Here is a 14,759-nt window from a genome sequence, read left to right as displayed (position 1 = left end):
AACCTGCACCTATCCAACTGTGGGAGCAAGCCCCCTCCCACATGAGTGATGTGGTGCCTTTAAAACCCAGGCTAGAGTCCGCCGGTTGCGTTGAATCCAACTCCCAGCACCGTCAACACCGACAACGGCAACAGCAGCGTATCGAGCAACGCACTGGCCGGCAGGTCGACGCCGGGGTAGCTCGGCGCCTCGGCGCCAAACCGGTCCTTGGCGCAGCAGCCACCATTTATCGCATACACGTCCAGCCGCGTGCCGGCATATACCACCGGCGCGCCCGGTTGCGCCGCGTCCAGCGTGCGCGCGGTGGCGCAGCCGCTCAGGTGCAGCGCCAACACCAGCAGCAGCGCCTTATTCATCGCTGCTCAGATGGTGCTCGCCCCAACGCGGCAGCATGTCCTGGGGGATGCTCAGCAGGTTGAGAATGCGAGCCACCACAAAATCCACCAGGTCATCGATGGTTTGCGGCTGGTGATAAAAGCCTGGCGATGCCGGCAAGATGGTCACGCCCATATTCGACAGCTTGAGCATGTGCTCCAGATGAATACTCGAATATGGCGCCTCGCGCGGTACCAGGATCAACTGGCGACGCTCCTTCAACGTCACGTCCGCCGCGCGCTCGATCAAATTATTGCAGGCCCCCGTGGCAATCGCCGACAAGGTGCCGGTAGAGCACGGCACCACCACCATCGCGGCCGGCGCACCGGAGCCCGAAGCCACCGGCGACATCCAGTCCTCTTTGCCATACACCTTGATCTGCCCCGCCGCCGCACCGGTGTATTCGGTGAGGAAGGCTTGCATCATCTGCACCTTGGGCGGCAGCTGCACCTCCGTCTCGGTAGCCAGCACCAATTGCGCCGCTTTGGAGATCAGGAAATGCACCTCACGGTCTTCACGCACCAAACAATCGAGCAGGCGCAGACCGTAAGGCGCGCCCGAGGCGCCGGTCATCGCCAGGGTAACGCGTTCCGGCCCGCTCACTTGAGCGCCTCGGCCAGCTTGCCGTGCAGGCCGCCGAAGCCGCCGTTGCTCATGATCACCACCTGGGTGCCGGGCTTGGCGTGGTGCTTGACGTCTTCGATGATGGCGTCGAGGGAATCACACACCTTCGATGGCACGGTGCACAGCGCGGCAATGGCCGGCAGGTCCCAGCCGAGGTTGGCCGGGGCGTACCACACCACCCGATCGGCGTCATTGACGCTTTGCGGCAACCCATCGCGGTGCGCGCCGAGCTTCATGGAGTTGGAGCGCGGCTCGACAATCGCGATCACTTGGGCATCCCCGACGCGCTTGCGCAGGCCATCAAGGGTGGTGGCGATCGCCGTGGGGTGGTGGGCAAAGTCGTCGTAGAGGGTAATCCCGTTCACATCGGCGACTTTTTCCATGCGCCGCTTCACGCTTTTGAACGCGCTCAAGGCCGCGATGCCCATGGACGGCACCACACCCACATGGCGCGCGGCGGCCAAGGTGACCAAGGCATTGGCAACGTTGTGCTGACCGGTCATGTCCCACTCGACGACGCCCTGGGCCTGGCCTTCGAACAGCACTTCAAAGCGCGAGCCGTCGTCGCTGAGCAACTTGACCTGCCACTGCCCGCCGACGCCGGTGGTTTGCACCGGGGTCCAGCAGCCCATGTCAATGACACGCTGCAAGGCCGGCTCGGTCGTGGGGTGAATCACCAGGCCTTCGCTGGGGATGGTGCGCACCAAATGGTGAAACTGCCGCTCAATGGCCGGTAGATCGGGGAAAATGTCGGCGTGATCGAACTCCAGGTTATTGAGGATCGCGGTGCGCGGACGGTAATGAACGAATTTGGAACGCTTGTCGAAGAAGGCGCTGTCATATTCATCCGCCTCAATCACGAAGAACGGCGTATCGCCCAGGCGCGCCGACACCGAGAAATTCTGCGGTACGCCGCCGATCAGGAAACCCGGGCTCATGCCCGCGTGCTCCAGCACCCAGGCCAGCATGCTGCTGGTGGTGGTCTTGCCATGCGTGCCGGCCACAGCCAGCACCCAGCGGCCTTGCAGCACATGATCGGCCAGCCATTGCGGGCCGGACACATAAGGCAAACCTTTGTTAAGCACGTATTCAACAGCAGGGTTACCACGGGACATGGCATTGCCGATGACCACCAGGTCAGGGACCGGGTCGAATTGCGCCGGGTCGTAACCCTGGGTCAACTCAATCCCCTGGGCCTCCAGTTGCGTGCTCATGGGTGGGTAAACATTGGCATCGGAGCCGGTCACGTGATGGCCGAGTTCCTTGGCCAGAACGGCCATCGAGCCCATGAATGTGCCGCAGATACCGAGAATATGAATGTGCATGGTTGACCTCTTAAACATCGAGGCAGGTTAGCGCAGGGAGGGGCAAATCGCACCTTTTATACGGTCAGCCGCCTGGTAAAATGCGCCAACGTTAACGCATGCACCGATAACCGCAGCGTGACTTTATGGCATGAACAACACGATAAGCAGTTGCCCCCCTGTTAAGTGAGCAACTGCTTATGAGCGGTTCAGTCGGAACCGCCCATTACACCGTGTATGAGGCGCGAATTAACTACACCTTGGGTTTTATGGCGCTCAACAGACCGTTGATGTATGCCATTCTGGACTCCATGCCAGTGGCCCGGCTCTTGATATCCTCTTCTTGCGCGCCGATTGACGGAGGCTGAGTTTGAATACCCCGCGAGTTCGCTTCTACAGCAAACTCCTTTTCAAGGTAGTCCAGCATCTCATCCAAGTAATCCATGCGTTCATCATTTGTTTTTGCCAACCACTCCACACTGGGTTTGACGCCCTCTTCCGAACGAAGACTACCCAGCGTATTTGCTAACAGAAATACGTTCCGTTGAGCATTATCAACCAGCCGCGACTCCATCACATGCTGCTCTGTAGCTGGCGTCTGCGCTGGATTGATTTTGGGTTTGAGACGTTCCAGAACGACGTTCGCGGCAAGTGTCGCGGTCGCCGTTATGGGTGCTGTGATCGCCGTCGTAATCGCGGCGGTCTTGGCTATATTTCGCGCCTCAAGCGGAAGCGCCCGATTCGCTTTCGCAGTTTTAGCCTTTACTACCACCTCGGCGTTGTCTTCAAGGCCACTCTGCGAAAAAGGCTCAGCCTCCCTTCCGTCTACTCGACCTGGGGTCGGCTGATCAAACAACTTATCCCGGGCTTTAGCATCTTGTTCAGCCTGCCACTTCTTCCTGTTCGCCTCTCTGTATTGAGTGATTTCTGGAGAATCAGGAGTATCTGCATCGGGGGTATCCCCTGGCTGGCGCTTGCCACTGACGTGCCCCGGCCCTTCAAAGCCACTCACTTTTTTATCGACGAAGTCCTGATCGAAATCGTGCTTGCTGCTGCCTGCAGACTTGGGCCCGGCCTGGACTTCTATCTTTGTAAGTTCAAACCCCTTGATAGGGGGTGGGGTGGGGGTCCTGGTCCACCCCCCACTAAAAATATCCCCAACTTTTGAGAAAGCTACCCGCCGTGTCACTGAATTTGAAAATATCATAATGCCCTACCTAATGATTGATTTACATTAGAAAGCCATCCGTTTCTTTCACCCACTGTGTAACTAAAAGAGCTTTAACGGTTCCAAATTAAAATTAAAAATTCATCACTAACACATAACGCGCCAACATTGACCACTGACACTGGAGCGTGTGAGGAGCAGTTAATTGGCCACCCGCAAATCATTTCGGTTTATTCGAGGACTGCAGTGCGCTCAACGTACCAAATTGCACTAACTGAGGGCCAAACGGGGTATTGGTGACACTACTGTACGCATACCACCCCCCTTTTTAAGTATCGCGACGATGGGCTTATACACGCCGTCAGATTCTATTTGATAGAACCCCTTGACAATATCACCTTCCTTATAAGTCCTAGTCACTTCATAAGATCCATAATTCCCTTTTAATCGAGGGAGCACCTCATCTGCATGTTTTTGCAGCGATCTTGCATCCTGACCCAATGCTACTGCCCCCCGCTTGAGGTTTTTCGGAAGCTCAATAGTATCGGTGACACCCGTAGAAGCGCCAAGGCCAGCAAAGAAAGAGCTTTTGAGTATTTTTCCGGTTGATTTTCCAAGTTTCGCCGCTCTGCTCGCGGCGCGCGCCCCAGGAAGAAAGAACCCTAAGAGGTCAAACCCGAGATTAAAAACCGAGCCCGCAACATTACCCTTGATCGCATCTTTGATGCCGTCATAAAAAGGGACAAGCGAAAGAATAAAATCATTGATCGCCTTAATTTTTCTATTATTCTTTTCAATAATTGTTTCACCGGCAGCCCGTGCCTTTAAGTCGCCATAATCTTTGGTGAAGAATTTACCCACGACGGTCGCCAGCCTACCCGTCCGTCGAGAAAAATAAGGTGCGCTTTCTTCACCCGCTACGTCAGGCGAGGCTGGGTTCGGATCAACAGCATCAAATATCGTAAACACATTATTAGTACCCGGCACACGCGGCGTTGAGTCCGAGGGAAAATACTTGCTATCGTCAAAGTTAGACTGTTCTTCCGGCACGCCCTGTTCCTTAACTATTTTCCCTAGGCCTGGAAAATAACTGTAGTACTCAACCTTGCCATCCGCTGCCTTCACTTTCATAAGTAAACCGCACACCCCGTCTAGTTCTTTGAGTTCATGCGGGGTCGGCGTTCGTGGTATGCGCTCAGGGAACAGGCCGCCGCGACTATTTAGCTTCGTTCCCAAAAACGGGCGAGACACACCGACGAACGTTACCTCAGAGTTTTTTATACGCTCCTGTTCCACCCATGGTAGCAAAGACACTTGATACTTGAACTGAATAGCCCAGGCAGCTGCTTGAGTCTTCGTATACACTTCAAACTCATCAGAGAACTTTTTATCGATATTGTCATCAAGCTCAGAAAAGCGAGCTTTCACCTGTTCCCACGAAAATTCCTTTTCATTTCGCGACTTCCACCAATCCAAATGCTGAGGCTTCGTCATATAGACATCCAGGGGCGATACGACATACCCGGCTTCATGAACACTCCGTAACGTCGCCTTCGTCGGATCAACCTCAGGGAACACCCGTTTGAACTCGGCCAACGCCGCTTCCTGCCGAGTAGGCGTTGGTTTCATTAGCTCGACGCGCGCCCACTCCAATTCCTTTTTCTGTTTTTTTAATACCTTTAATGATTGTTCAATCTCTTCGGACGTGTACTGCCCTTTTGGATTGCATTTAATCACCTGATTAGCGAGGCCCCACGCAATAAGCGGATCGGTTGACGCTGCGGCTAACGCCTCCCTCCCTTCAAGAATACGAAGTTGCGCATCCGCATAGCTCATGACTTGACTGAACGTCATGTTCCCCGACGCACCGGGTGCCTCATGCTCTACCAATGCAACCGCTATAGAGAACTCCCCCCACGTATGAGATCCATACACAAGGTTCGCAGGCGTGTTCTTCACCAGCAGTTCAGGAGCGACGGCTGATAGCAATAGTTGCGCAGCAAGCGGGGCGGCTTCAACTCCCACTTTACTTTCAAGGTGAGCAGTAAAGCGTTTGACGATTTCAGCAGCGCAGGCACCCACATTTTCGCTTTTATAAAGGTTATAGCCCGCCACGTTGAAACGTGACCGCTCTGGGTTAGGATCGAGCTCTTGCAAGAGCGCCGCAGTCAAGGCCTCAAGCGCACCGGTCGGCGATGCTGCTAGTTTGATACGCGTTTGTATAGCGCTGCCCAATGCCTGAGCATCGGGCGACCGAATGAGCTGGTCCACTCCCCATGAAGGATTGTCGGCAATTGCCTTCTTCTCAGATGCTGAAAGCGTGCTAATCAGGCTACGTAACAAGCTACCTGCCCCTGCCCCCACTTGCGGTTCAGCAGCTTGACTTGCATGCGCCAACTTCCACTGATCCACCACCGCTTTCATCTTGCGCAATGAGGTTTTGTTCAGCAGCCCAACAATATGCCTTACCCCCCAGCATCGGCACCAGGCACCCGGTGGGCAAGGTCAAAGGACATAGCGTTGGCCAAGTCATGCGCCAGTTCGCTGCTCGCAGGTGGTTTCTGCCCTTGCTCTTCGAGCAGTTGCGCAACACTTATTTCCCGGCGCTGTTCGCGAAGGAACAAACTCGAACGTGGGTCAATCGCAACCCTGACGTTACTCAGGTCGATCTTCCCTTCGGCGTCGTCTACCTGTGACCTCAGCGCAGCAAGAAGCGCATGACGATTTGCTTCATTCCCCAGCGCCTCCTCGTGCCCCGCCAGCGCCTCTACAGATCGCTGCAGTGCCTGCTTTACAGGCGCAAACTCAAACGCGCGCCCTTCTTTCAATTGCTTAATGTGTGAGGCGGCTTGTGAAGGCGAGAGGTCGACAGGTTCGCCATAAAACCTCCCCACCGTGTACAACGGCACCTTCCCTTCGGGCCAGGGATAATCGAACGCCTGCCCGGACATTGGGGCGATCGCCTTTGCAATGGATAACAGCACTCGAGAAATATCTGACCAACCCGAATCGTCGGTCAGGGAGAACGTTTGCAACTGGCCATTTACAATTGCAGTCAACTCCCCGAGGAACGGATCCAGTTTGAGTTTTTTGGTATCAAGCCCCTGCTCTTTTGCCCACGATATAAATCCGGGGCTCTTGAAAGCACTGTCCAATTGGGTACGCCAGCGCCCAAGCGTCGACTCGGGAGCAACTGGAACATCGGGAGGGGAAATTGAGGTGTGGTAAGAGCGCGTCGCCAATGCGATCGCGTAGGGCTTGGCCAATTGAGCGTCAGCAGTAGCTCGCGCTTCGGGGGTGTCCGGTATTTTCGCGGAGGGGGGTTGGTAACGAATGCATTATCTTTAGTCGCCCTGGCGGCAACCAATGGTAATTCGCGCGCCATGTTATTCGAAAAGAACGGTGTTGCTTTTACACCTTCAAAATTCGTCATCTTTCCACACTCGGGTACGATTAAATTCAGTAACTGTTCGTACCCTGAGTGGTGTGATTTCATACAAGTAATTCAAAAAAAATTCGAAAACTCTTATCCAATTATTTCGGCCCTACCCCCTCCCTCAGGCTTCGTAAATTTTGTGGCGACAAGGTGGCGATCATACTTGTGAACAACGTTCGATTCCGTGTTTGCGCAGCTTCCTGTAAAGCGTATTCCGGCTTACCCCTAAGCTCTTTGCCGTATGGGACATGTGCCAATGTTGCTGCTTCAATGCGTTGAGCAACGCCACCCGCTCTGCATCGTCCAGTGCGCGCTCTTGGCCAGACTCGACAACCGTCATCGCTCGCGCCTGGCGGATGATTGGCGGCAGGTCTTCAAAACCGATTTGCCCGTTCTCGCACAGCGCTGCCAACGTGCGAAGTACGTTGCGCAATTGCCGAACGTTGCCAGGCCAAGCGTATTCGAGCAGAGCGTGGTGCGCCGCCTCATCAAGCGACACAACCTGTCCTGCAGCTTCATTTGCAAGCAAAAACGCCAGCAATTGTGCTTTGTCGCTACGCTCGCGTAAGGGGGGCACCGCAATTTCAAGGCCGTTGAGACGATAGTAAAGATCTTCGCGGAAACTGCCATTGGCAACACGTGCTGACAGGTTACGATGGGTGGCGCTGATAACTCTGACATCCACCGCCTGCGGCGCGCCGCCGATGGGCACCACCACTCGATCTTCCAACACCCGCAGCAGACGGGTTTGCAACGCGAACGGCATGTCACCGATCTCATCGAGAAACAACGTGCCACCATCGGCCTGTTGCAGCTTGCCGCGCATCCCTTCTTTGAGCGCACCGGTAAAACTGCCACCGCGATAACCGAACAACTCACTTTCAATCAGGTTTTCGGGGATGGCGGCGCAGTTGAGGGCCACGAAGGGCTTGTCGGCACGCGAGCTGGCCTGATGCACGGCCTTGGCAAAAGCTTCTTTACCGCAGCCGGTTTCGCCGTTGATCAATAACGGCACGTCGCGCTCAAATACGCGCAGTGCTTTACGAAAATCATTTTGCAGGGCCGGGTCGCCCAGGCAGATATCTGCAAGGCGCGGCGCCACGGGCTTGGCGGTGGCGACCGGCACATTGCGTGCCTGCCCCCGCAACGCCGCAAATAAATGCCGGCCATCACGGGTGCGCAGGGGCCAACTGGCGGTCGCATTGGCGCTGGAGCGAGCGAGCAATTGGTCCAGGGAGCACTCGAAAAACGCTTCCACCGGCTGGCCCAGCAACCCCCCACGCACCTGCCCCAGCAGGTTCAACGCACTTTGGTTGACCGCGCACACCCGACCTTCGCCATCGAACGCCAACAGCCCTTCACTGAACAACCCCACGGACTCGGCCTGCAAATGGAAACGCAGCAGCCAGTGGTTCTCAAAATGACGCAGGAAGTAACAGCTCTCGATCATCTTCGCGGAGAGATTGACCAATGCCATGGTGTGAAACTGGCTCTGGCGCGACACCGCCTCCCGCGCCGACGACACATCCAGCACCGCCAGCAGCTCACCGTGAGGGTCGAACACCGGGCTGGCCGAACAGGTCAGCCCGGTATGCCGGCCGCGAAAGTGTTCATCGCGGTGGATGGTCAGGGACTGGCGCTCCACCAGGCAGGTGCCGATGCCATTGGTACCTTCGCAGGCTTCACTCCAATCGGCACCGAGCCACAGCCCGGCGCGCTCGAAAATCTTGCGCTCGGACGGCGCGGTGACACAGTTGAGGATCACCCCGCGCGCATCGGTCAGCAGCACCGCGTGGCCGGCGCCGGAGAGTTGTTGGTGCAGGCTGTTCATTTCGCTGCCGGCGATGTGCAGCACGTGCTGCAGACGCTCGCGGCTTTCCAGCAGACGCGCGTGTTCAAGCACGGTGGGAGCGATGGTCAGCGCAGGGTCGAGGTGGTAGTCCTGAAGGCAACGCAACCAGGAGCGGGCGATGGACGGGTCGCTGCCGGGGCCCTGGGTCAGGTCTTGCCCACGGGTAACGGTCAATACTTGCTGGGCATGGCGACTGAAATGATCGTTGTGCATGTTCTTATTATTCTCCCGGCGTGAGAGCGCCCAGCATCCCCCAGCCCTGCGGCAGATGCAATCCCGCGCCGACCCACCGGTCACAGCCTGTACCGTTTATGGCACAAACTGTCACGCGGCTGTACCGCCTGCGTGACAGCAACGCCTTGCAACAAACCCCAAGCCCTTGATTTAACTGACCCGCAGAGCACTGGCCCAACCTTTGCTCTACGCTTTATCAAGCGCTTGAGCGCTGCACTCCAATAAACATAAAAGCCAGGAGATACCCACCATGCGTTACGCACACCCCGGTACTGAAGGCGCGATCGTTTCGTTCAAAGCCAAGTACGGCAACTTCATTGGTGGCGAGTTCGTTGCGCCGGTCGACGGCAATTACTTCACCAACACCTCGCCGGTCAACGGCAAGCCTATCGCCGAATTCCCGCGTTCCACTGCCAAAGACATCGACAAGGCGCTAGACGCCGCCCACGCCGCCGCTGACGCCTGGGGCAAGACCTCGGCGCAGGACCGCTCGCTGGTGCTGCTGAAAATCGCCGACCGCATCGAACAAAACCTCGAACTGCTGGCCATCACCGAAACCTGGGACAACGGCAAGGCCGTGCGTGAAACCCTCAACGCCGACATCCCACTGGCCGCCGACCACTTCCGCTACTTCGCCGGCTGCCTGCGCGCCCAGGAAGGCACCAGCGCCGAGATCAACGAGCACACCGCGTCCTATCACTTCCACGAACCCCTCGGCGTGGTCGGCCAGATCATCCCGTGGAACTTCCCGCTGCTGATGGCCGCCTGGAAACTCGCCCCGGCCCTCGCCGCCGGTAACTGCGTGGTTCTCAAGCCGGCCGAGCAGACCCCGCTGGGCATCAACGTGCTGATGGAAGTGATCGGCGACTTGCTGCCACCGGGCGTGCTGAACGTCGTGCACGGCTTCGGCAAAGAAGCCGGCGAAGCCCTGGCCACCAGCAAACGCATCGCCAAGATCGCCTTCACCGGCTCCACCCCGGTGGGCTCGCACATCATGCATGCGGCGGCCGAGAACATTATTCCGTCGACCGTCGAGCTGGGCGGCAAGTCGCCGAACATCTTCTTCGCCGACATCATGAAAGCCGAGCCGTCGTTTATCGAAAAAGCCGCTGAAGGCCTGGTGCTGGCGTTCTTCAACCAGGGCGAAGTGTGCACCTGCCCATCCCGCGCGCTGGTGGAAGAGTCGATCTACGACGACTTCATGAAAGTGGTGATGAAGAAAATCGAACAGATCAAGCGCGGCGACCCGCTGGACACCGACACCATGGTCGGCGCCCAGGCATCCGAGCAGCAGTTCGACAAGATCCTGTCCTACCTGGAAATCGCCAAGGGTGAAGGCGCGCAACTGCTCACCGGTGGCAAAGTGGAAAAACTCACCGGCGACATGGCCGGCGGTTATTACATCCAGCCGACCCTGCTCAAGGGCACCAACGACATGCGCGTATTCCAGGAAGAAATCTTCGGCCCGGTGGTGAGTATCACCACCTTCAAGGACGAAGCCGAAGCCCTGGCGATTGCCAACGACACCGAGTTCGGCCTGGGCGCCGGCGTGTGGACCCGCGACATCAACCGCGCCTACCGCATGGGCCGGGCGATCAAGGCCGGGCGCGTGTGGACCAACTGCTATCACCTGTACCCGGCGCATGCTGCGTTCGGTGGTTACAAGAAGTCCGGCGTGGGCCGTGAAACGCACAAGATGATGTTGGACCATTACCAGCAGACTAAAAACTTGCTGGTGAGTTACGACATTAATCCGTTGGGCTTCTTCTAACCCATCACCCCACCCACTTTGAAATGCGGTTAAACCTGTGGGACGGGGCTTGCTCCCGATTGCATTGTGTCAGCCAATGTTTATATCACTGGCCCACCGCCATCGGGAGCAAGCCCCCTCCCCCAGGTTTGGATATTCATAAGTACTTGCGATGTGCATCCGGCACAAAGATGCCGAGTTAAAAACAATAACAATGAAAGGTACTTTCCCATGCCTAGCGAACCCACTGGCTCTTCCGTCGACTTTGAAAAAGTCGGCACCGACTACTTCCAACAACGCGAACTTAAAAAAGGCGCCGCCGGCTGGGTGCTGCTGGTCGGCCTCGGCGTCGCCTATGTGATCTCGGGCGACTACGCCGGCTGGAACTTCGGCCTGGCCCAAGGTGGCTGGGGCGGGATGTTCCTCGCAACCTTGCTGATGGCCACCATGTACCTGTGCATGTGTTTTTCCCTGGCCGAACTGTCTTCCATGATCCCCACCGCCGGCGGCGGCTACGGTTTTGCCCGCAGCGCCTTCGGCCCCTGGGGCGGGTTCCTCACCGGCACCGCGATTTTGATCGAATACGCCATCGCCCCGGCCGCCATCGCGGTGTTTATCGGCGCGTACTGCGAATCGCTGTTCGGCATTGGCGGCTGGATGATCTACCTGGCGTTCTACATCATCTTTATCGGCATCCATATCTTCGGCGTCGGTGAAGCCTTGAAGCTGATGTTTGTGATCACCGCCGTCGCCGCGATTGCCTTGGGCGTCTTCCTGGTGGCGATGGTGCCGCACTTCAACGTCGCCAACCTGCTGGACATCCCGGTGACCGAAGCCAAGGGCGCCAGCACCTTCCTGCCCTTCGGCTACGTTGGCGTGTGGGCGGCGATCCCCTATGCCATCTGGTTTTTCCTCGCGGTAGAAGGGGTGCCACTGGCCGCCGAAGAAACCAAGAACCCCAAGCGCGACCTGCCGCGTGGCTTGATCGGCGCCATTGTGGTGCTGACCAGTTTTGCTCTGTTGATCCTAGTGATCGCACCCGGCGGCGCGGGGACTTATGCGCTGATCAAATCCGGTAACCCGCTGGTAGAAGCGCTGGCGTTGTCCTACGGCGGCTCGACCTGGATGGGCAGCTTCGTCAACCTGGTGGGCCTGGCCGGGCTGATTGCGAGCTTTTTCTCGATTATCTATGCCTATTCGCGGCAGATCTTTGCCTTGTCGCGCGCCGGTTACCTCCCACGCAAGTTGTCGCAGACCAATAAAAGCAAGGCCCCGGTGCTGGCGCTGGTGATCCCCGGCATCATCGGTTTCGGCCTGTCGCTGACCGGCCAAGGTGATTTGCTGATCCTGGTGGCGGTGTTTGGCGCGACCATTTCCTACGTGCTGATGATGGCCGCACACATCACCCTGCGCATCCGCCGCCCCAAAATGGAACGTCCTTACCGTACGCCGGGCGGCATCTTTACTTCCGGCGTAGCGCTGGTACTGGCCTGCGTGGCCGTGGTGGCGGGCTTTCTGGTGGACCCACGGGTGGTGATTGGCGCCGCGATCATCTATGGAGTATTAATTGCTTACTTTGCTTTCTACAGCCGGCATCACTTGGTAGCAGGCACGCCCGAAGAGGAATTCGCGGCGATCCAGGCCGCGGAGGCCGCCTTGCACTAACTGCCGTAAACCTCGGCGCGGGCGCCTTGCCCGCGTCGCCAAGGAGACACTGTATGGCAAGCTTTTCCCACGCGGTGGGTACACAAACCTACCGCTTCGACAGCCTCAAGGACGTGATGGCCAAGGCCAGCCCCGCGCGCTCCGGGGATTTTTTGGCCGGCGTGGCCGCGCAAAACGACGGTGAACGGGTGGCGGCGCAAATGGCGCTGGCGAATATCCCGCTCAAGCACTTCCTGCAGGAAGCGCTGATCCCCTATGAAAGCGATGAAGTCACTCGGCTGATCATCGACACCCACGATAAACAGGCGTTTACCCCGGTCAGCCACCTCACCGTCGGCGGGTTACGCGACTGGCTGCTGAGCGACGCGGCCGATGAGCAATCCCTGCGCGCCTTGGCGCCCGGCCTGACGCCGGAAATGGCCGCCGCCGTCTCCAAGATCATGCGCGTGCAGGACCTGGTGCTGGTCGCGCAGAAGATCCGCGTGGTCACCCAGTTTCGCGGCACCATGGGTTTGCGCGGGCGCCTGTCGACCCGCCTGCAGCCCAACCACCCGACGGACGAACCGGCCGGCATCGCCGCGAGCATTCTCGACGGCCTGCTGTATGGCAACGGCGACGCCATGATCGGCATCAACCCGGCCACCGACAGCATCGCCTCGATCTGCGCCATGCTCGAGATGCTTGACGCGATCATCCAGCGCTACGAAATCCCCACCCAGGCCTGCGTGCTGACCCACGTCACCACCTCCATCGAGGCGATCAACCGTGGCGTGCCGCTGGACCTGGTTTTCCAGTCGATTGCCGGCACCGAGGCGGCCAACGCCAGTTTCGGCATCAGCCTGAGCGTGCTGCAGGAAGGCTACGATGCGGGCTTGAGCCTGAACCGCGGCACCCTGGGCCAGAACCTGATGTACTTCGAAACCGGCCAGGGCAGTGCCCTGTCGGCCAACGCGCACTTTGGCGTCGACCAGCAAACCTGCGAAACCCGCGCCTATGCGGTGGCCCGACACTTCAAGCCGTTTTTGGTCAATACCGTGGTCGGGTTTATCGGCCCCGAATACCTGTACAACGGCAAACAGATCATCCGCGCCGGCCTCGAAGACCACTTCTGCGGCAAGTTGCTCGGCGTGCCGATGGGCTGCGACATCTGCTACACCAACCATGCCGAAGCCGACCAGGACGACATGGACACCCTGCTGACCCTGCTCGGCGTGGCCGGCATCAACTTCATCATGGGCATCCCCGGCTCCGACGACATCATGCTCAACTACCAGACCACGTCGTTCCACGACGCCTTATACGCCCGCCAAACCCTGGGTTTAAAACCGGCGCCGGAGTTCGAACAGTGGCTGGCGAAAATGGGCATCTTCACGCAAGCCGACGGTAAAGTACGCTTCGGCAACAGCCTGCCACCGGCGTTTCGCCACGCCTTGGCGCAATTGGGATGAAGGAGCCGACCGTGCACCCAGAATTGCCTGACAACCCGTGGTTGGAACTGCGCCGCCTGACCCCGGCGCGTATCGCCCTGGGCCGTACCGGTACCAGCATCCCAACCAGCGCCCAGTTGGACTTCCAGTTCGCCCACGCCCAGGCGCGCGATGCCGTGCATTTGCCCTTCGACCCTGCAGGCCTGAGCAGCCAGTTGGCCGAGCGCGGCCGCGACAGCCTGTTGCTGCACAGCGCCGCCGCCGACCGGCACAGCTACCTGCAACGCCCAGATTTGGGCCGGCGCTTGAGCGATGAATCGGCGCAAACCCTGCGTGACCATGCGGCGGCCAACCCTGGCGGCGTGGACTTGGCGGTGGTGGTGGCCGATGGCTTGTCTGCGCTGGCGGTGCATAAACACACGTTGCCGTTTCTGACACGCATGGAGGAACAGACCCACGCCGAAGGCTGGTCCTTATCACCCGTCATACTGGTGGAACAAGGCCGCGTGGCCGTGGCCGATGAGATCGGGCACTTGCTCGGCGCAAAGATGGTGGTGATCCTGATCGGCGAGCGGCCAGGGCTCAGTTCGCCGGACAGCCTGGGACTGTATTTCACCTACAACCCCAAGGTCGGCCTCACCGATGCCTACCGCAATTGCATCTCCAACGTACGCCTGGAAGGCTTGAGTTACGGCATGGCGGCCCATCGTTTGCTGTACTTGATGCGCGAGGCATGTCGCCGACAGTTATCAGGGGTCAATCTCAAGGACGAGGCGCAGGTGCAAACGATCGAGTCCGACGATCCGGACCTGATGAAGGGTAATTTCCTGCTCAGCCCACCCGCAGACTGATCCCGGCACGATTGCGCTTTTTGGCGTCTTTAGGCAGCATCGAGTCACGGCCGCGCGCGTGGTCATACCCCTT

Annotated in this window: 11 protein-coding genes; 4 read left to right on the top strand and 7 right to left on the bottom strand. The window is 58.4% G+C overall.

Going from position 1 to position 14,759, the window contains the following annotated elements; translation table 11 throughout:
- Positions 1–71: 71 nt before the first annotated feature.
- The 7 genes from AB4N98_RS16065 to AB4N98_RS16035 form a co-directional block, all read right to left on the bottom strand.
- The gene (locus tag AB4N98_RS16065) at positions 72–356 is read right to left on the bottom strand and encodes a YceK/YidQ family lipoprotein (protein WP_017528952.1); all 285 of its coding nucleotides are present in this window, start codon (positions 354–356) and stop codon (positions 72–74) included.
- Positions 349–978, bottom strand: a complete 630-nt coding sequence (gene ubiX, locus AB4N98_RS16060) for a flavin prenyltransferase UbiX (RefSeq protein WP_017528953.1) — start codon at positions 976–978, stop codon at positions 349–351. Before ubiX ends, AB4N98_RS16065 begins: the two co-directional genes overlap by 8 nt.
- Positions 975–2,324, bottom strand: coding sequence for a UDP-N-acetylmuramate:L-alanyl-gamma-D-glutamyl-meso-diaminopimelate ligase (gene mpl / locus AB4N98_RS16055; RefSeq protein ID WP_217855447.1), 1,350 nt, complete (start codon positions 2,322–2,324; stop codon positions 975–977). The genes ubiX and mpl overlap by 4 nt, the downstream gene beginning before the upstream one ends.
- A gap of 232 nt (positions 2,325–2,556) precedes the next feature.
- Entirely contained in the window at positions 2,557–3,510 is a 954-nt protein-coding gene (locus AB4N98_RS16050; RefSeq protein WP_065876729.1) for a hypothetical protein, read from the bottom strand.
- A 231-nt stretch (positions 3,511–3,741) separates the two neighbouring features.
- Complete coding sequence (locus AB4N98_RS16045) at positions 3,742–5,904, bottom strand: hypothetical protein (RefSeq protein WP_460148792.1); 2,163 nt, start codon at positions 5,902–5,904, stop codon at positions 3,742–3,744.
- A 32-nt stretch (positions 5,905–5,936) separates the two neighbouring features.
- Positions 5,937–6,737, bottom strand: coding sequence for a hypothetical protein (locus tag AB4N98_RS16040; protein ID WP_460148791.1), 801 nt, complete (start codon positions 6,735–6,737; stop codon positions 5,937–5,939).
- Positions 6,738–7,064: 327 nt separating this feature from the next.
- Positions 7,065–8,972, bottom strand: a complete 1,908-nt coding sequence (locus AB4N98_RS16035; protein WP_223496190.1) for a sigma-54-dependent Fis family transcriptional regulator — start codon at positions 8,970–8,972, stop codon at positions 7,065–7,067.
- Between the two features lie 271 nt (positions 8,973–9,243).
- On the opposite strand from AB4N98_RS16035, the gene exaC reads away from it, so the two are divergent.
- The 4 genes from exaC (at position 9,244) to eutC (ending at position 14,686) form a co-directional block, all read left to right on the top strand.
- Complete coding sequence (gene exaC, locus AB4N98_RS16030; protein WP_017528960.1) at positions 9,244–10,764, top strand: acetaldehyde dehydrogenase ExaC; 1,521 nt, start codon at positions 9,244–9,246, stop codon at positions 10,762–10,764.
- A 210-nt stretch (positions 10,765–10,974) separates the two neighbouring features.
- Positions 10,975–12,408: an ethanolamine permease gene (gene eat / locus AB4N98_RS16025; RefSeq protein ID WP_017528961.1), complete on the top strand. Its 1,434-nt coding sequence runs from the start codon at positions 10,975–10,977 to the stop codon at positions 12,406–12,408.
- A 53-nt stretch (positions 12,409–12,461) separates the two neighbouring features.
- Positions 12,462–13,856 carry an ethanolamine ammonia-lyase subunit EutB gene (locus tag AB4N98_RS16020; protein ID WP_017528962.1) on the top strand — a complete coding sequence of 465 codons (1,395 nt, stop codon included), beginning with the start codon at positions 12,462–12,464 and terminating at the stop codon, positions 13,854–13,856.
- Entirely contained in the window at positions 13,853–14,686 is an 834-nt protein-coding gene (gene eutC, locus AB4N98_RS16015) for an ethanolamine ammonia-lyase subunit EutC (protein WP_065876726.1), read from the top strand. Before AB4N98_RS16020 ends, eutC begins: the two co-directional genes overlap by 4 nt.
- Positions 14,687–14,759: the final 73 nt, after the last annotated feature.

It is taken from the genome of Pseudomonas sp. S3_E10 (genome assembly GCF_054667615.1).
This window is presented reverse-complemented; position numbering and strand designations above follow the sequence as displayed.

Excerpts from the sequence above, each read along its gene's own strand:
- exaC (WP_017528960.1), top strand. The coding sequence starts at position 9,244 with ATGCGTTACGCACACCCCGGTACTGAAGGCGCGATCGTTTCGTTCAAA.
- AB4N98_RS16050 (WP_065876729.1), bottom strand. The coding sequence starts at position 3,510 with ATGATATTTTCAAATTCAGTGACACGGCGGGTAGCTTTCTCAAAAGTT.
- eutC (WP_065876726.1), top strand. The coding sequence starts at position 13,853 with ATGAAGGAGCCGACCGTGCACCCAGAATTGCCTGACAACCCGTGGTTG.
- AB4N98_RS16035 (WP_223496190.1), bottom strand. The coding sequence starts at position 8,972 with ATGCACAACGATCATTTCAGTCGCCATGCCCAGCAAGTATTGACCGTT.
- mpl (WP_217855447.1), bottom strand. The coding sequence starts at position 2,324 with ATGCACATTCATATTCTCGGTATCTGCGGCACATTCATGGGCTCGATG.
- AB4N98_RS16065 (WP_017528952.1), bottom strand. The coding sequence starts at position 356 with ATGAATAAGGCGCTGCTGCTGGTGTTGGCGCTGCACCTGAGCGGCTGC.
- AB4N98_RS16020 (WP_017528962.1), top strand. The coding sequence starts at position 12,462 with ATGGCAAGCTTTTCCCACGCGGTGGGTACACAAACCTACCGCTTCGAC.
- eat (WP_017528961.1), top strand. The coding sequence starts at position 10,975 with ATGCCTAGCGAACCCACTGGCTCTTCCGTCGACTTTGAAAAAGTCGGC.